Source organism: Streptomyces sp. SudanB182_2057 (genome assembly GCF_964272715.1).
Classification (GTDB): Bacteria; Actinomycetota; Actinomycetes; order Streptomycetales; family Streptomycetaceae; genus Streptomyces; species Streptomyces rubradiris.
The window spans coordinates 459,763-476,570 of record NZ_OZ186798.1 but is presented as its reverse complement, the minus strand read 5'-3'; the positions used below and the strand labels follow the sequence as shown (position 1 = coordinate 476,570).

Sequence of the window (16,808 nt, the reverse complement as noted above, 5' to 3'; positions counted from 1 at the left end):
GTCCCTATGGACAGGCATCCCACGGATCCGGACACCGGTGCGGTGCCGGGCCCGGGTCCGGGGCACTCGGTCGAGCGGCGACGGGGTCGTGCGGGGAGCACGCGCCGACGGGGTCGTGCGGGAGCGGGAGGCACGCGGCGACGGGGACGCCACGCCGGATCGCCTACCTCACCGCGGTCAGCGTCGCGTAGACCACTACGTTGCCCAGGTAGCCGGTGCCCCTGGCGTAGCCGCCGCCGCAGGTGATCAGCCGGAGCTCGGGCCGGCCGGAACCGCCGTAGACCTTCTCGCTGGGGAACCGCTTCTTGTCGTAGAGCTCGACGGCGCGGACGGCGAACACCGCCATCCTCTGGTCCGCCCTGCTGATCTCGATGGTGGCGCCCTCGGTCAGGGTGCCGAGGTCGTAGAAGACACCGGGTTCGCCGGCGGGTGTGTCCACGTGCCCGGTGACGACGGCGGTGCCCGCGGAGCCGGGAGCGATGCCGTCCCCGTACCAGCCGGTCAGGCCGGGTTCGCCAGGGGGTGGGGGCCGTAGCGCGCCTGCCGCGTCGAGGCCCACTCGGGTCATCGGGGCGTTCACGCCGATGGCGGCGATCCGGAGCCGGACCGGATCCGCGGGCGGCAGCGGACGGACCGCCGGGGGAGCGGGGTCCGCGGAGGCCGAGAAGGCATGACCCGACGGAGGCCGCGGCGGCTCCTCGTCATGCGTCCCGCTGATCAGCAGCACCGCGCCTGCCGCCATCGCCCAGCCCAGGGGCACCACAGCGGGGAGGATCGGGCCCCTGGGAGGGCGGGTCTGGTGTCCGGGTGCCATCGCGGTGGGGCCTTCTCTGGACGGCGGGTGCGGTGTCGTCAGGTTCTGTCGGCGTTCGGGCGGCGGTACAACCAGATGGCACCGGCGGCGGCCGTGAAGAGCAGTCCACCGCCCAGGGCGAGCCCCGTGCCGGAGTCGTCGGCCGGCCCGAAACCGGCGTCCACCGAGCCTTCGGGAGAGGGGCCGGTGATCTGGTACGTCCCCGTGACCTTGGTCAGCGGAGGGCACTTCAGGGTGACGGTGTCACTGCCCGGCTCGGTGCCTTCCGGGATCTGGAACTCACCGGTGAGCACGCCCTCCTCGTCGCCTGCGAAGAGGTGGAAGTCCCCTCCTGCCTCCGATGTGCCCTTGCCGTAGTCCGAGTCAGGGTCGCAGGCGCTCGTACTGACCGTGACCGTGGAACCCGGTGAGGCATTCCAGGGATTGATACGGATGTCCGAGCCGTCAGCGGCGGCAGCGGCCGGGACCTGTAGTCCCAGGGCACCGAGCGCCAGGACGACACTTGCACCCATGTGTGTGTAACGCATGCGAATCCTCCAACGGACAGGGCCTCGCCTGTCTGCGCGGTACCTCTCGTGTGTTCCGCTCACGAGGCAACCGACAGTCCGTCAGTCCCGCAACCCGACGCATCACGACATATGTCACTCGTTCAGGTGCGAGAGGAGTTCCGCTTGATCGCTTGCGCAGGTCACCGCCGCGAAGACCGGCGTCGGGCGTCACCCGCCACCCCGTCCCCATAACGGTGAAGCCGACCGTCTGTCCCGCCCGGTGCGGGTGCGCCTCGGACGGCCGCGCCGGGAGCGGCGTGACCTTCCCGCGCGCGGGCGTCGTCACCCACGTGGACGCGTAGCGGGCGAGGGGGCGGGTGGTCCTACCGGAGGACGACGTCCCGGCCCGGGCCGCCGTCGACGGTGTCCTTCCCGGGTCCGCCGCTGACCAGGTCGTCGCCGCCCTCGCCGGACAGCGTGTCGTCGCCGGGGCCGCCGAGGACGATGTCATGGCCGTCCCCGCCCATGGCGTGATCGTCGCCCGGGCCGGCGTAGACGGTGTCCGCACCCTCGTACGCCTCGATCATGTCGTTGCCCCGGCCACCCCACAGCCGCTGGTCGCCGTCGTCGCCCATCAGGTGGTCCATGCCGTCGCCGCCGTCCAGGACCGCGCGTCCCATGACCATGTCGTCCCCCGCGTCACCCCGGACCGTGTGCGCGGAGTGGGCGTGCAGTTCGTCGTCGCCGGGCCCGCCGCGGACGGTGGCGACCCCGGGGTCGCTGGTGGCGATCGTGTCGTCCTGGTCGCCGAGGAAGATGTCGATCCTGTCCGGGCGGGGGCTGCCGGTGGGCAGTTCGCAGACGACGAAGGTGTGGTCCCCGGGGTCGAGGTACGCACAGTGGTCGCCGGGTGCGAGCGGGACCGCGTCGCGGAAGCCGACCTGCCGGACACCGGCACCGGTATCCATGGGGAACACATGGAGGTCGTTGGCCTGTTCCGGGGCGGCGGTGAACACGATCGACTGGGTCGTCCAGTCGGCGCCGACCCGGGCCTCCGTCCGGGCGGGGGCGGCGGCAGCCGGGGCGGCGGCGATGCCGGTGGCGAGGCCGGCGGTGAGCAGGGTCGCGGCGACCGTGCGGGTGGTGGTGCGTTGTCCGTTGTTCACGGGACCTCTTCTCGATGTGGAGCGGGTGGTTCGGCCCCCGGCGGGGGAGAGCGGGTGGGGTCCGGCGGGGACTGGGCGGCGGGTGGCCGTGACGGCGCGGCACCCCTCGTGACGGCCCTCGCGGCCGCGCTGCCGGACCCGCCACGCCTCTGGATCACCGCGCTGCCGGACCCGCCACGCCTCTGGATCACCGCGCTGCCGGACCCGTCATGCTCCTGGACCGCCGCGCTGCCGGAGCCGCCGCTCCGTGGTCCCGGTCGGCCCAGGCCCGGTTGTTCAGAACCCGGTCCAACCGGCGGCCCGCTGCCCGCGGTTCCCCCGCTCCGCTCGGGGTTCCCGGATCCCTGCGGGAGGGCTTTCCGGTCCCTGCGGCTGATCTACGGAGCGAGCTGTTGGACCCCTGCCGGGGAGCCCTCGGTCCCCCGGCAGGGGCGGGGCCCCGGTTCTTCCCCCGGGGCCCCGCCCCCGCTGCCCCCCGGCACGAGTTCCCGAGGGGCACCGGCATCACACCCGTCAGCTCACGTTCACGTCCACGCAGGCGTAGAAGGCGTTGGCGGTGTCGGCGATGTTCCACACGGCCAGCACCTTCTGCTTGCCGGTCAGGCTGCCGAAGTTCACCTGGTGGGTGACGGTCTCGCCCGGCCGGGCGCCACCGTCGTTGAACTCGGCGATCTTCCGGCCACCCGCGTAGTACTGCCAGGTGCTGGTGGCGTGCCGTGCCGTCAGCCGCCAGTTGAAGCTGGTCGTCCGGCTGACCGGGGTGACCTTCCAGCCCTTGCTGTCGTTGTCGAGCTCGGCGAAGGCGGCGTTCCCTCCGCTGCAGCTCATCAGGCCCTTGGGGCCCTCAACGCTCTGCGGCTCGTACTTGATGGAACCGCAGGGGACCAGGCCGGCGGCACACTGGGCCTGCCGGCTCGGGGGAGTGGAAATGTAGCCGTGCGCGCTCGCGCTGCCGGCCGGCAGGCTCACGGCCAGGAGCGGGGCGATCCCCGCGCCGATGGCGGCGGCCAGCATCTTCTTGCTCTTCATGACGACTCCTGTGGGGGTTCGTGCCCGCCCATGCGAAGACACAGGCGAACATGAGCATGTCAAGCAACGGCACCGTGGCCGTGGGGACGACCATGTGCAGTGACGGAAGCGTACCCTGCTTGGTCTAGACCAAACTAGCCCTCGGAAGCGATAGTTGAGCCCGATCGCCGGTGGCGCGGACCTCACCGATGGCGTGCCCGTGCGCGCAGTCCGTCCATGACCAGGTCGAGAAGCCGCGTGGCGCGCGGCCGCCATTCGTCGCCCGGGTCGAGCTGCCACAGGCCGGCTATGGCGAGGAGGAAGTCGTCCGCGGTGACGCCGGGGCGAATGGTGCCGGCTTCCTCGTTGGCGCGGAGCAGCAGTTCCGCCGCGCGGGCCACGGGCATCGGGGACGGCTTCGCGGGGCCGCCCGGCGCGCCCGTCACCTGCCGGATCGCGTCGGCCAGTCCGGCCTTGGTCATGGCGAACTCGGACAGCCGGTCCATCCAGGCGCGCAGGGCCTCGTCGGGCGCGCGGCTGTCCAGCAGGTGCCGGGCGCTGTCGGCGACCTGCTGCATCTCGTGGCGGTAGATCTCGAGGACCAGGGATTCACGGTTGGGGAAGTTGCGGTAGAAGGTGCCCTGCCCCACTCCGGCCTTCTTGGCGATCCCGCTCAGCGGGGCGTCCGCGCAGCGCGACAGCTCGGCGACCGCCACTTCCAGGATGCGCTCGCGGTTGCGCTGGGCGTCGGAGCGCCGGCATGAGTCCCTCTGGTGAGGCACGCGTCCTCCTCAAGGCGTGGCCAAACCTCGCCCTTGCTAAGCGGACAGCTGTCCGTTAGGTTTTCAGACAAGCGGACAGCTGTCCGGTCGCGTCCACCATAGCGGCGGAGACGGCCCCGTGGCAGTCGCCGGCCGCACTGACCGGCCTCCAGCACCCCATACCTTCGCTTCGCCCCGCCCGGGCGCAGGCCCCGTACGACGCGTTCCACCCGCTGCCCGTATCCCGGCTGCCGGCTCACCCGTCTGTCCTGAATCGCGAAAGAAGCAGCGCATGGCCTTATCGACGTCCAGCGTCATCACTTTGAAGATCAACGGCGAGAAGCACACGCTGCCCGTCGACCACCGCACCACCCTGCTCGACGCACTGCGCGAGCGGCTCGATCTCACCGGCACCAAGAAGGGCTGCGACCAGGGGCAGTGCGGCGCCTGCACGGTCCTGCTGGACGGGCGCCGGGCCGTGGCGTGCCTGCAACTGGCCGTCGCGGCCGAGGGCCGGGAGATCACCACCATCGAAGGCGTCGCCGACGGCGAGCGGTTGCACCCCGTGCAGCAGGCCTTCCTCGATCTCGACGGCTTCCAGTGCGGTTACTGCACACCGGGGCAGATCTGTTCGGCGATCGGCGTGATCCAGGAGCACGCGGCGGGCTGGCCGAGCGCCGCCACCGAGGACGTCCGTCCGCAAGCGGGGCCGCCTCCCCTGACCGCCGACGAGATCAGGGAGCGGATGAGCGGGAACCTGTGCCGTTGCGGCGCCTACGTGGCGATCGTCGAGGCGGTGGCCCGCGCGGCGGAGGCCCACGCCGACGAAGGCCACGAGGACGCCGCGAGCGGAGCGAAGGAGGCCCTGATATGAGGGAGTTCGGCTATCAGCGGGCGCACGACGTCGCCGGTGCCGTGGCACTGCTCGACGCCGACCCGGACACCCGCTTCCTCGGCGGCGGCACCAACCTCGTGGACCTGATGAAAACGGGTGTCGAGCGTCCCGCCCGGCTCGTCGACATCCGCGAACTGCCGCTCGACCGGATCGAGGCGACGGCCGAGGGCGGACTGCGCATCGGCGCCACCGTCACCAACGGCGACCTCGCCGCCCACCCCGAGGTCCGGCGCCGCTACCCCGCGCTCGCCCAGGCCGTACTGGCCGGCGCGTCGGGACAGCTGCGCAACATGGCCACGGTCGGCGGAAACCTGCTCCAGCGCACCCGCTGCGGCTACTTCACCGACGTCAGCCAGCCGTGCAACAAGCGTGTCCCCGGCAGCGGTTGCCCCGCCGTCGCGGGCGAACACCGCAACCACGCGATCCTGGGCGCCTCCGACCACTGTGTGGCCGTACACGCCTCGGACATGGCCGTGGCCCTGACCGCCTTCGACGCCGTGGTCCACTACCAAACCGCGGACGGCCCCGGGCAGTCGCCGCTCGCCGGCTTCTACCTGCCCGTCGGGGACACCCCGCACCGGGAGACCGCCCTGCCGGCGGGCGCGCTGATCACCGGCGTCACGCTGCCGCCGGCCCCGGTCGCTGCCAACTCCCGCTACCGCAAGGTGCGCGAGCGCGCCTCCTACGCCTTCGCCATCGGCTCCCTCGCCGCCGCGCTCGACATCCGGGACGGCGTCGTCAGGGACGCGCGCCTGGCCTTCGGGGCCGTCGCCTCCCGCCCGTGGCGGGCCTCGGCCGCCGAGCGGGTGCTGACCGGCGCGCCGGCCGTCCCCGAGACCTACGCCGCCGCGGCGGACGCCGAACTGGCGGCGGCCCGCCCGCTGCCCCGCAACGGCTACAAGGTGGACCTGATCCGCAACCTCACGGTGACCGTCCTGACCGAACTCGCGGAGGAAGCCGCCCGATGAGCACCGTCACCACCACGACGTCCGCGCACACGCCGTCCGTCGGCACCGGCCACACCCGCGTCGAGGGACGGGACAAGGTCACCGGAGCCGCCCGCTACGCGGCCGAGGTGCCCTTCGCCGGCCTCGCCCACGGCTGGCTGGTGCTGTCCACCATCGCCCGCGGCCGGATCCGCTCCCTCGACACCGAACCCGTCCTCGCCATGCCGGGCGTCCTCGCCGTGCTGGACCACCGCAACGCCCCGCACCTGAACACCGATTACACCGGTCTGCTGGGCAAGCCGGATCCGACCTGCGCCGTCTTCCAGCACGACCGGATACCGCACCTGGGCTGGCCGGTGGCGCTGGTCGTCGCGGAGACGTCCGAGCAGGCGAGGGAAGCCGCCGAAGCCCTCGTCGTGCACTACGAACAACAGCCGCACGACGTCGAGTTGACGGGTGATCACCCCGACGCCCGCCCGGTGGACGGACACATGCCGGCGGTGACGGAGAAGGGCGATCTGGACGCCCAGCTGACCACCTCCGCCTTCGTCGTGGACGCCGAATACACCACTCCCGAAGAGCACCACAACCCCATGGAGCCCCATGCGGCCACCGCCCGCTGGGACGACGGACGGCTGGAGGTCACCGACTCCAACCAGGGCGTCACCTGGGTCGCCGGCGAACTCCAGAACCTCTTCTCGCTCGACCCGGCCTCCGTGCGCGTACGCTCCGAACACGTCGGCGGCGGCTTCGGCAGCAAAGGGGTGCGGGCCCACCAGGTGGCCGCCGTGATGGCCGCGACCCTCCTGCAACGGCCCGTGCGCGTCATTCTGACCCGGCGTCAGATGTTCGCGCTGGCCGGCCACCGCAGTCCCACCGTCCAGCGCGTCCGGCTCGGCGCCGACGCCGACGGGCGGCTGCGCGCACTGGAGCACCGCTCCGTCAGCCGCACTTCCACCGTGCACGAGTTCGTCGAACCGAGCGCCGGGGTGGCGCGGGTGATGTACGACGCCGACGCCCACCACACCGCCAATCACGCCGTGCCGCTCGACGTGCCGACCCCGACGTGGATGCGCGCCCCGGGAGAGGCTCCCGGATCGTTCGCACTGGAGTCGGCCCTCGACGAACTCGCCGAGAAGTGCGGGATCGACCCGATCGAACTGCGCCTGCGCAACGAACCCGAAACCGGCCCGGTGTCGGGCCTGCCGTTCGCGGGACGCAACCTGGCCGCCTGCTTCCGGGAGGGCGCCCGCAGGTTCGCCTGGGCGGACCGGGACAGCCGCCCCGGAGTGCGCCGGGAGGGGCGCTGGCTGCTCGGCACCGGCACGGCGGCGGCCTCCTTCCCGGCGGGCTCCGCACCGTCCACCGCGAGCGCCACCGCGCATCCCGACGGCACCTTCACCGTCCGGATCTCCGCGGCCGACATCGGCACCGGGGCCCGTACCGCACTCGCCCTGATCGCCGCCGACGCGCTCCAGGTGTCCCCGGAGCGGATCCGGGTGCGCATCGGCGACAGCGACTTCGGCCCCGCGATGATCGCCGGCGGCTCCATGGGCACCCGCTCCTGGTCCTGGGCCGTCAAGGCGGCGGCCGGTGAACTGCGCGAACGACTGGCCCTCGGCACCGACATCCCCGCACAGGGCCTCACCGTGCGATCGGACACCACCGAGGCCGTCGAAGCCCTCGGCCCCGCCGAACGGCATTCCTACGGCGCCCAGTTCGCCGAGGTCGCCGTGGACGTCACCACCGGCGAGGTACGGGTGCGGCGCATGCTCGGCGTCTTCGCGGCCGGCCGGATCGTCAACCCGCTCACCGCACGCAACCAGCTCCTGGGCGGCATGGTCTGGGGCATCTCCATGGCCCTGCACGAGGAGGCGGCCCGGGACCGTGCCTCCGGTGGTGTCGTCGGCGCCGACCTCGCGGGCTACCACGTGGCCACCCACGCCGACGTGCCCCGCATCGAGGTCGGCTGGATCGAGGACACGGACCCGGACGATCCGGTCGGGATCAAGGGCATCGGCGAGGTCGGCATCGTCGGTGCCGCCGCGGCCGTCGCCAACGCGGTCTGGCACGCCACCGGCGTACGCCACCGCAGCCTCCCGATCCGGCCGGACCGCGTCCTCGCGGGCGCCGCGGGGGCGCCGGATGCTTGACCTGGCAGGGGAACTGCACCGGTGGACCGAGGAGGGCCGGGAGTTCGCCGTCGCCACCGTGGTGGCCGTGGGCGGCAGCGCACCGCGCGGGGTCGGCGCCGCCCTCGCCGTCGACCGCGAGGGCACCGTCATCGGCTCGGTCTCCGGCGGCTGCGTCGAGGGCGCGGTGTACGACCTGTGCGGTGCGGCGCTGCGGACCGGGGAGAGCGTCCTCGAACGGTTCGGCTACAGCGACGACGACGCCTTCGCCGTGGGGCTGACCTGCGGCGGAACGATCGAGGTGCTGATCACGCCGGTGGCGGCGCAGGCCCCGGCGCGGACGGTCCTCGGCCCGGTTCTGGCCGCCGCCGCCCGAGGCGAACCGGCGGCCCTCGCCCGGGTCGTCCGCGGCCCCGCCGAACTCCTCGGGCGGGTCCTGTCGGTCCGCTCCGACGGCAGGACCGAGGGCGGCCTCGGCGGCCACCCGGACCTGGACCGGACGGCGGCGGCCGAGGCCCGGGCCATGCTGGAGGCGGGCCGCACCGGCACAGTGGAGCTCTCGGCGGACGGCTCGCACTGCCCCGGCGGTCTGACGCTGCTGGTCGAGTCGAACGTGCCGCCCCCGCGCATGATCGTCTTCGGCGCCGTCGACTTCGCGGCCGCGCTGGCCCGGGCCGGGAAGTTCCTCGGCTACCACGTGACCGTCTGCGACGCCCGCCCCGTCTTCGCCACCCGCGCCCGCTTCCCGGACGCCGACGAGGTCGTGGTCGACTGGCCGCACCGCTACCTGCGGCGCACCGGGACCGACGCCCGTACGGTCCTGTGCGTGCTCACCCACGACGCCAAGTTCGACGTGCCCCTGCTGAAGGCGGCCCTGCGGATGCCGGCCGCGTTCGTGGGCGCGATGGGATCACGCCGTACCCACGAGGACCGCGACCGGCGGCTGCGGGCCGAAGGCGTGACCGAACGCGAACTGGCCCGGCTGCGCTCACCGATCGGCCTCGACCTCGGCGCCCGCACCCCTGAGGAGACCGCCCTGTCGATCGTCGCGGAGATCGTCGCCACCCGGCGCGGCGGCACGGGCGTGCCCCTGACCGGTTCCGGCACGCCGATCCATCACGAGACGGGACGGGGGAGGAGGCAGGCGGTCGCCTGACGGCCTCGGGACGACGAGCGGCGGGGTGCCCCCTTCTTCGGCACGAGGGGCACCCCGCCGTCGGACGCCGACGGGCGCTCAGACCGCCGAGAGGGAGCCCAGCGCCAGGCACAGCCTCTCGATGTCCTCGTCGGTGTTGTAGTAGTGCACCGACGCACGCACCACGGCGGGCAGGCCGCGCGCCCCCAGGTCGTAGCGGGCCGAGGCGATCGCCGACACGCTGGTGTTGATGCCTGCCGCGCCGAGCTGTTGCCGCACCTCGGCCGCGGGCACGCCGTCCACGGTGAACGTGACGATGCCGCACAGACGCCGGCCACGGTCCTGGACACTCACTCCGGGAATCCGCGCGAGCCGGTGCCGCAGCCGTGCGGCCAGAGCCGTGACCCGCTCCTCGATCGCTTCCAGGCCCCAGCCGAGGGCGTAGTCCACGGCGACACCGAGGCCGATCTTCGCCGCGTGATTGGTCTCCCAGGCCTCGAACCGCCGGGCGTCGGACCGGATCTCGTAGGTCTCCGGGCCGGTCCACGTCGCGGCGTGCAAGTCGAGGAAGGGGGGCTCCAGCTCCTCGATGAGCCGGTCCGAGACGTAGAGGAAGCCGGTGCCGCGCGGTCCGCGCAAGAACTTGCGCCCGGTCGCCGACAGCATGTCGCAGCCGATCTCCCCCACGTCGACGGGCAGTTGTCCCACGGACTGGCAGGCGTCCAGCAGGTACGGCACGCCGGCGGCACGGGTCAGCCGGCCGATCTCGGCGGCGGGGTTCACCAAGCCGCTCTGGGTGGGCACATGGGTGACGGCGACGAGCTTGACGTCGTCGTCCAGGCGCCGTTGGAGGTCCGCGACCGACAACTGGCCGTGTTCGTCGTCCTCGACCACCTCGACGCGGACGCCGGTGCGGCGGGCCACCTGGAGAAAGGCGATGACATTGCTGGCGTACTCGGCGCGGGAGGTCAGGATGCGGTCGCCGGGCCGGAAACGCAGCGCGTAGAAGACCATGTCCCAGGCCCGGGTGGCGCTTTCGACCACGGCGACCTCGTGCGGCCGGCAGCCGATCAGGCGGGCGATCGACGAGTACACGGCATCGATGCGCGCGGCCTGCGCCACCGCGGCCTCGTAACCGCCGAGCCGCGCCTCCAGCCGCAGATGGTCGATGACGGCTTCCAGGACCGGGGCCGGGGCGAGTGCCGCGCCGGCGTTGTTGAGGTGTACGACGTTCGCGCACCCGGGAGTCTCTCGGCGGGCACGGGCCACGTCCACTGGTTCCGGCACGGCACTCCTTCACGTTCGCCCTGGCGGGCACATGGCAGACCTGCGACGCTCCTGGGATTCTTCCCCTTCCCGGGGATCCGCCGCACCAATGCCTTGCCGACCGCGCGGGAGAGCGCGTCACCACCGCGGCACGAGGCGCCTCGGTGACCTGAAGCCGCGGCCTTCGACGCCGTCGGTGTCCAGGGCGGGACAGTCCGGCCACACCGGTGGTGCGGTCCGGGACAGCCCGGCGAGGATCTCACCGGCCTCCAGGGCGGCCAAGTGCCGGCCCAGGCAGATGTGCGGGCCGGTGCCCATGGCCAGGTGCGGCAGCGGCCTCCGGTGCGGGTCCAGACGGTCCGCGTCGGCCCACCGGGTCTCGTCCCGGTTGGCGGACGCCAGGTTCGCGCAGACCAGATCACCCTCGCGCAGCCGCGCACCGCACAGCTCCGTGTCGGTGGCGCACCGGCGCAGCACCCAGGTCAGCGGGCACTCCCAGCGCCAGCACTCCTGGATCACGGCCGTGGCCCCGGACTCGTCTGCGCGGGCGGTCTCCAGGAGCGCCGGGTCGGAGAGGACCGCGTACAGCAGCGTGGCGAGGGAACGGAACGGGGGTTCGGTGCCGGTGGACAGCAAGAGGCGTACCGTGGGCAGGAGTTCGGGTCCGGTGCCGATCAACGGGTCCTCGTGGCGCAGCAGTCGGCCGACGAGGCCGCGCGCGGGCCACGCCGAGGGTGTGCCGAGCCACTCCGTCATGGCTGTGGTGATCTTTCCGTCGGCGTCGTCGAGCAGCCCGACCGCCCAGGTGTACAAGGTGCCGATCCGCGTTCCCGGCGGAAAGCCGATGATGCCCGCTATGGCCGTCAGCGCCACCGGGAAGGCCAGCTCGCCGACCAGGTCCCCACCGCCTCGGTCCGCCAGGGCGCGCAGGCGGGCGTCGACGTCTTCGCGGACGCGGGCCCGCTGCTCGGACACGGCCTGCCGGTGGAAGCCTCCGTGCAGCGCGTTCCGCCAGGCCCGGTGCTCGGCGCCGTCCATCTCCAGGAACGACCGGCCGACCACCCGGCCCATGCTGTCGGCGTAGGCGGAGGACGAGAAGTCCCGCTCGTCGCGCAGCACCCGGTCGACCGCCTGGTGGGACACCACGTGCCAGGCCGGAGTCCCGGATGTGCCGGGCACGTCGGCGCCGGTCAGCACCTCTTCCAGCGTGGACCGGTGGACCGGGCCCCTGCGGCGCAGAGCGGCGAACTCCGCGTGCGGGTCACCGGCCGGTGACCCGCTCCGGTCCGTGTCGAAGGCGTTCACCAGGGCGTAGGCCGCGGCCAGGTCCTCGGCGACGCCGTCGGGGCCCGCGTCGAGGAACGGCGGAACGGCCGTCATGACGCCCCACCCCCGGCCTGGTCTCCTGGCGCGGGAGCACCGCCCGCGTCGGCTCCGAGGCGCAGTACCGCGGTGCACAGGCGCGTCTCCGCGGGGCGCCGGAGCCGGTTCCCGACGGTGGGGGACTGCTGGGGCTCAGCCCCGTGCAGCTCGAAGCCCAGCCGTCGCAGGAACGCGACGCCCGGCGCCCAGTCCGGCGGGCAGGTGGCCGTGACGCGCCCCGTGCCCCGGGCCTCGGCCGCCCGCAGCAGGCGCCGCGCCGCCCGCGTGCCGAGCCCCGCGCCGCGTACCCGCGGGTCGATGAGGAACAGCCCCACCGAGCAGGTGGCCGGGTCGGGATGGCCCCGTACGGCGTCGACCAGGCCCACCGGGGTGTCCTCGTGCCACAGCACCAAAAGGTGCTTCTGGTCGAAGTCCGCGCCTTCGGGCAGGGAGTAGTACAGACTCTGCACGTCCGCGGGCAGGGCGGCCGAGCCGGTCGCGGCCACGAAGTAGTCCTCGCAGGCCGCCAGCAGACGGGCGACGCCAGCCTCGTCCTCCGGCCGCAGCGGCCGGATGGCCGGCTCGCCCGGGGCGGAGGTCTCGAAAGTCTCCATGTCTCACACCACCTGGCCCTGTCGCGCGTGCACCGGCCGGGGCGGCCGGGCCGCCGCCGGACCACGGTAGAGGAACCCGAACCGCGCCAGAGCCGCGGTGACGTCCGGGCCCGACGCGACGTCCTCGCCGCTCGACCAACGGTGCCACGCGTCGACGGCCGCACCGCGCAACCGGACCGTCACCCCGGTCACCGGATTGGTGAGGCTGTGGATGCCGTCACGGCTCCTGACGGCGACGCCGATCTCCGGGCGCAGCCGGCCCGGACCCCGCCCGGCCCGTCGGCGCGAGGGCACCAGGAACCCGTGGCGTACCAGCAGCGTGGCCGTGGTGGCCGGGTCGGTGCCCAGGTAGTGGCACTCGTGGTCGGCCAGCCAGGTCTCCAGCTCGCGCCAGGTGACGCCGTCCAGCTCCCGCCAGTCCGCGTCCCTCGCGTTGAGCTGGAGGAAACGGTCGTACCGCGGGTGGTACAGCGCGTTCGCCGGGCCGGTGTCGGTCTCGGTGGCCGGCCAGGGAACCCGGGAGCACGCCACCTCCGGGTCCAGGGCGAGCCGGGCCCCGGCATCCGGTGGCGGCCAGTCGAAGAGCGGAACGGCGGGAGCCTCGGGCAGGGGAACCCCGGCACTCGCCCGCAGGAAGGTGAACTCCTCTATCTCCCGGGCCAGCGGATCACGGGCGGCCCGGAACCAGACGTTCGTGTCACCGGCGGACCCCGCGGCGGTCTCGGCGACCCGCAGACCGTCCTCGTGGCTCATGCCGGAGCCGACCGTGTAGTTCCGCCACAGGCTCAGGTCGTCCTCCGGCGCCGGTGGTTCGATGCGGACACCGAAGGCATCGGGCCGGGTGCCGACCGGCGAGTGCACGTCGAGTACGAACGGCGAGCCGCCCCAGGTCGTGTGCGCGACGCCGTAGGTCTCCACGGACAGGCGCCGCACCGCTTCGGCGAAGGCCACCGTCCGCGCCGCCTCCTCCTCCGTCTCCCCGGGGAAGCCGTGGATGACGAACAGGTGCAGGGGCACACCCGCCTTGAGCATGGCCTCGATGTTCGCGCAGGCGTCCTCGACCCTCGTGCCCTTGCGCATCAGGTCCAGGACGCGCTGACTGGCCGATTCCAGGCCGAAGTTCATGCGGCGGCAGCCGGAGGCGTGGAGCAGACCGGCGAGTTCCTCGTCCAGCCCGCGCGCGAACCGGGTCTCGCCGTACCAGTGGATGCCGGCCGAGGTCCGCACGAGTGCCTCGGCCACACCGCGCAGGGTGCGCAGGCTCATGATCTCGTCCACGAACATGAAGAACCGGGACCCGACGTCCCTACGCAGCCGGTGGATCTCATCCACCACCGCGTCCGGCGGGCGCTGCCGGAAGGAGTTGCTGGCGAAGGGGATGGAGCAGAAGGCACAGTCCCAGGGGCAGCTGCGGGAGGCGAAGACGGGCAGGACGGGGCCGGGCGCCAGGTACTTGTGCAGCGGCAGGTCGGCGTAGGCGGGCACGGCCGACGCCGTGATGTCGGCACTGTGCCGGGGCGTGCGCCGCAGGACGCCGTGGTCGTCCCAGACCGCGCCCGGGATCCTCTCCCGGAAGTCGCTCCCGCCCCTCCGGGGTTCCTCCAGCGCGTCCACGACGGAGGCGAGCGCGCCTTCCCCCTCGCCCGTCACCACCGTGTCGACGTAGTCGAACAGCGGATGGCGGCGCCGCCAGCGGTCCACCAGCCGGGTCGCATAGTTCCCGCCGAGGACCACGTGCACGTCGGGCCGCATGTCCCGGAGCATCCGCAGGAAGGTGACCCCCGCGATCAACTGGGTGTCGGCGGACATGCTCACCCCGACGACACCCACGGCCGGGTCGAGGAAGAGATCCCGGTCGAGCATGCGGTCGAATGCCCAGCGGTAAGGGTTGCCGGCCGGGTCCTCCGTCGCCGCCAGCACCTGTGCCGTCGAATCCGCGGAATACGCCGACGTGTTGGACACCAGGTCGAATTCGCAGTCGGGAAACGCCCCCGAGACCAGCCACAGCGCATCGCGCAGGGTGCGCCGGGCCGAGTGGAACACCTCGGGTTCGCACAGTGTCGCCAGCGACTTCAGACGAGCCTTCGCCTCTTCCACACCGGCGATCGCGGCCGGCGCCACCAGCAACGCCCGCTGCCGGGCCCACTCGTCGCGCAGACCGGCCGCCCGGCGTCGCTCCGCCTTGTCCCGCAGCTGTGTCAGGGCGGCTTCCGACAGCATCCAGTCGACGCACTCGATGCTCAGGTCGTAGGCGGCGGCCTCGTGGCCCCGTGCGCGCAAGTCACCCAGCAGCAGCGGCACCGCCAGGTGCGGTGCGTACGCGTTCCACAGGGGCGGGTTCACCAGGACGGTCTTCTTGCCCATCTTCTTCCCCATCGGTCTCGGGGCCGGCCGGCACCCGGGCACTCCCGGATGCCGGCCGACGAGGCGCGGCCACACGGTGTGGTTACCGGCTCTCCGCCTCCGACTCCGGCGCCGACGCGGACTCGTCCGCGCGCTTGGCCTTCATGGACGGCAGCAGGGCGTACTGCGCACCGGTGCGGACTTCAGGCTGCACCACCTCCACGGCGGGGCCTTCACCGCTGGCGCTGGCCGCCGCCATCAGCTGCTCCAGGTCCGTCTTCTTCCTGGTCATGTCTGTCACCTCCTTTCCGTCAGGGCCGGGCCGGCCGGTTGGTGGTGACCAGCCCACCTCGCACAAGCTGGTCCATGGCCGACTCGAACGCCTCCTTGAGTTCCGGTTCGCTGATCCGGCCCTTGTTGAGTTGCTCGAACATGGCGTAGATCCGCGATCCGGACGATCCGTCGCACAGCTCGGTCACCACCCACGCAACGGGGTTGAGGTAGTGGATGGCCGGCTTGTGCGGGGTGTAGGCGAGCATGCAGTTCCACTCCGGGATCGGGCGGAACCTGGCCGAGGAGCTCTGCTCATAGCAGTCGGCTCGACGCCGGTACGGCAGGACGGACGCGTCGTTCGTCAAGGTCGTCGGGGAGCTGTGAGACATCGGTCCCTCCGTTGGTCTCGGAGCAGAATGGGTCGGGCGCGTCCCAGCGGCCCGTGAAGGCGAAGGCCGTGGACCTGCACCCGCCGGAGGAACCCTGGGTCTCCTCGCAGGCGTCGCAGCCCTCGTCGACATGCCCGGAGCGGTTGCTGACGTAGAGCGGGTGCTCCCAGGTGTCGAGGAAGCTCACCTCACGGACGTTGCCGTAGTCGGCGTAGTCCCGCAGGTAGGCGCAGCCGACGGAGCGGCCGGTGGCGTCGACCCCGGCGTTCTGCCAGCAGCAGTTGCCGTCCTTGGGGTGCCAGGAGGTCATCAGGTGGACCGAGTCGGGAACCCGCAGCGCGTCCAGTGCCGCCATCTGCTCGGGCAGGCGCAGCGCCAGGTCCTTCCAGTGGGTGCGCGCCCGGCCCAGGGGGTAGAGCCGCAGGACGCCGACGCGGGGCACTCCGAGCTCCTCGGCCAGGTCCAGCACCTGCTGCAACTCGCCGACGTTGCGCCGGGTCATGATGATCAGGAGCACCACGGGCAGACCCGCGGCCTGGGCGTTCCGCACGCCCTGGAGAGTCTTGTCGAAGCTGCCCGGGACCCTGACGTGCCAGTCGTGGGTGGCGGCCGTCGCCCCCATGACGTCCACGTACAGCTCGCCGACGCCGATCTCCTTCAGCCGCCGGGCGACCTCGGGCGTGAGCAGGGTGGCGTTGGTCCGCAGGCGGGTCATCACATGGGGAGTGAGCTCGCTCAGGACTTCGAGGACGTCCGGACGGTTCAGCGGCTCGCCGCCTTCGACGAACACCTCGATGAGTCCGGCGTCGGCCATCTCGCGGATCAGGGCGGCGTATTCGGCGCGGGTGAGTTCCCCGGCGCGCGGCTGGGCGGCGCAGTCCCCGTAACACTGGCGGCATTCGAGGTTGCACGACTGGGTGACTTGCAGCCAGCTCTTGAGGGGCTGATGCAGCACGAGTTCCATAAGTCTCCGTCCTGGTCGGCACGGTGGCGGGAGCGCGGCGCGTCGGATACGGCGGCGTCGTGGAGAGGGTGTGGCGAGGGCGGGGTCGGTGGGATCGGAGCCGGTGTGTGGCGAGGATCGGGTGGGGACGGAGTCGGCGTGTGGCGAAGGCGGGGTGGGGATGGAGCCGGCGTGTGGCGAGGATGGCGCGGATCGGAGCCGGTCCGGTGGCAGGGATGACGGAGCGGAGCCGGTCCGGCGGCAGGGATGAC

16 protein-coding genes are annotated in these 16,808 nt (G+C 72.7%); 4 read left to right on the top strand and 12 right to left on the bottom strand.

Features of this window, described 5'->3' with window-relative positions:
• Positions 1–163: 163 nt before the first annotated feature.
• The 5 genes from ACSURM_RS01770 to ACSURM_RS01750 all read right to left on the bottom strand — a co-directional run bounded on the left by ACSURM_RS01770 (position 164) and on the right by ACSURM_RS01750 (position 4,258).
• Positions 164–763, bottom strand: a complete 600-nt coding sequence (locus tag ACSURM_RS01770) for a class F sortase (protein ID WP_436952755.1) — start codon at positions 761–763, stop codon at positions 164–166.
• Between the two features lie 89 nt (positions 764–852).
• Positions 853–1,341, bottom strand: coding sequence for a sortase (locus ACSURM_RS01765; RefSeq protein WP_436952753.1), 489 nt, complete (start codon positions 1,339–1,341; stop codon positions 853–855).
• A gap of 344 nt (positions 1,342–1,685) precedes the next feature.
• A complete protein-coding gene (locus tag ACSURM_RS01760) occupies positions 1,686–2,468 on the bottom strand; it encodes a calcium-binding protein (RefSeq protein ID WP_436952751.1) in 783 nt (260 codons plus the stop codon).
• Between the two features lie 513 nt (positions 2,469–2,981).
• Positions 2,982–3,497, bottom strand: a complete 516-nt coding sequence (locus tag ACSURM_RS01755; RefSeq protein WP_189997031.1) for a lytic polysaccharide monooxygenase auxiliary activity family 9 protein — start codon at positions 3,495–3,497, stop codon at positions 2,982–2,984.
• Between the two features lie 182 nt (positions 3,498–3,679).
• A complete protein-coding gene (locus ACSURM_RS01750; protein ID WP_436952749.1) occupies positions 3,680–4,258 on the bottom strand; it encodes a TetR/AcrR family transcriptional regulator in 579 nt (192 codons plus the stop codon).
• Positions 4,259–4,529: 271 nt separating this feature from the next.
• On the opposite strand from ACSURM_RS01750, the gene ACSURM_RS01745 reads away from it, so the two are divergent.
• The 4 genes from ACSURM_RS01745 to ACSURM_RS01730 are packed head-to-tail and all read left to right on the top strand — an operon-like array spanning position 4,530 to position 9,367.
• The gene (locus tag ACSURM_RS01745; protein WP_436952747.1) at positions 4,530–5,111 is read left to right on the top strand and encodes a (2Fe-2S)-binding protein; all 582 of its coding nucleotides are present in this window, start codon (positions 4,530–4,532) and stop codon (positions 5,109–5,111) included.
• Positions 5,108–6,100, top strand: a complete 993-nt coding sequence (locus ACSURM_RS01740) for an FAD binding domain-containing protein (RefSeq protein ID WP_436952745.1) — start codon at positions 5,108–5,110, stop codon at positions 6,098–6,100. The genes ACSURM_RS01745 and ACSURM_RS01740 overlap by 4 nt, the downstream gene beginning before the upstream one ends.
• Positions 6,097–8,232 (top strand): xanthine dehydrogenase family protein molybdopterin-binding subunit, encoded by a 2,136-nt coding sequence (locus tag ACSURM_RS01735; RefSeq protein WP_436952743.1) that lies wholly within the window; start codon positions 6,097–6,099, stop codon positions 8,230–8,232. The genes ACSURM_RS01740 and ACSURM_RS01735 overlap by 4 nt, the downstream gene beginning before the upstream one ends.
• Positions 8,225–9,367, top strand: coding sequence for an XdhC family protein (locus ACSURM_RS01730; protein WP_436952741.1), 1,143 nt, complete (start codon positions 8,225–8,227; stop codon positions 9,365–9,367). Before ACSURM_RS01735 ends, ACSURM_RS01730 begins: the two co-directional genes overlap by 8 nt.
• Positions 9,368–9,445: 78 nt before the next feature.
• Here ACSURM_RS01730 and ACSURM_RS01725 read toward each other — a convergent pair whose 3' ends face one another.
• From ACSURM_RS01725 to ACSURM_RS01695, 7 genes are all read right to left on the bottom strand, one after another.
• Complete coding sequence (locus ACSURM_RS01725) at positions 9,446–10,633, bottom strand: aminotransferase class V-fold PLP-dependent enzyme (protein WP_436952739.1); 1,188 nt, start codon at positions 10,631–10,633, stop codon at positions 9,446–9,448.
• Positions 10,634–10,750: 117 nt separating this feature from the next.
• Complete coding sequence (locus ACSURM_RS01720; protein ID WP_436952737.1) at positions 10,751–11,992, bottom strand: cytochrome P450; 1,242 nt, start codon at positions 11,990–11,992, stop codon at positions 10,751–10,753.
• The gene (locus ACSURM_RS01715; protein WP_436952735.1) at positions 11,989–12,588 is read right to left on the bottom strand and encodes an N-acetyltransferase family protein; all 600 of its coding nucleotides are present in this window, start codon (positions 12,586–12,588) and stop codon (positions 11,989–11,991) included. The genes ACSURM_RS01720 and ACSURM_RS01715 overlap by 4 nt, the downstream gene beginning before the upstream one ends.
• 3 nt (positions 12,589–12,591) lie before the next feature.
• A complete protein-coding gene (locus ACSURM_RS01710; protein ID WP_436952733.1) occupies positions 12,592–14,952 on the bottom strand; it encodes a B12-binding domain-containing radical SAM protein in 2,361 nt (786 codons plus the stop codon).
• A gap of 82 nt (positions 14,953–15,034) precedes the next feature.
• A complete protein-coding gene (locus ACSURM_RS01705; RefSeq protein WP_392109398.1) occupies positions 15,035–15,223 on the bottom strand; it encodes a hypothetical protein in 189 nt (62 codons plus the stop codon).
• Between the two features lie 19 nt (positions 15,224–15,242).
• Positions 15,243–15,470 carry a hypothetical protein gene (locus ACSURM_RS01700; RefSeq protein WP_436952730.1) on the bottom strand — a complete coding sequence of 76 codons (228 nt, stop codon included), beginning with the start codon at positions 15,468–15,470 and terminating at the stop codon, positions 15,243–15,245.
• Between the two features lie 46 nt (positions 15,471–15,516).
• The gene (locus ACSURM_RS01695; protein WP_436952728.1) at positions 15,517–16,557 is read right to left on the bottom strand and encodes a radical SAM protein; all 1,041 of its coding nucleotides are present in this window, start codon (positions 16,555–16,557) and stop codon (positions 15,517–15,519) included.
• Positions 16,558–16,808: the final 251 nt, after the last annotated feature.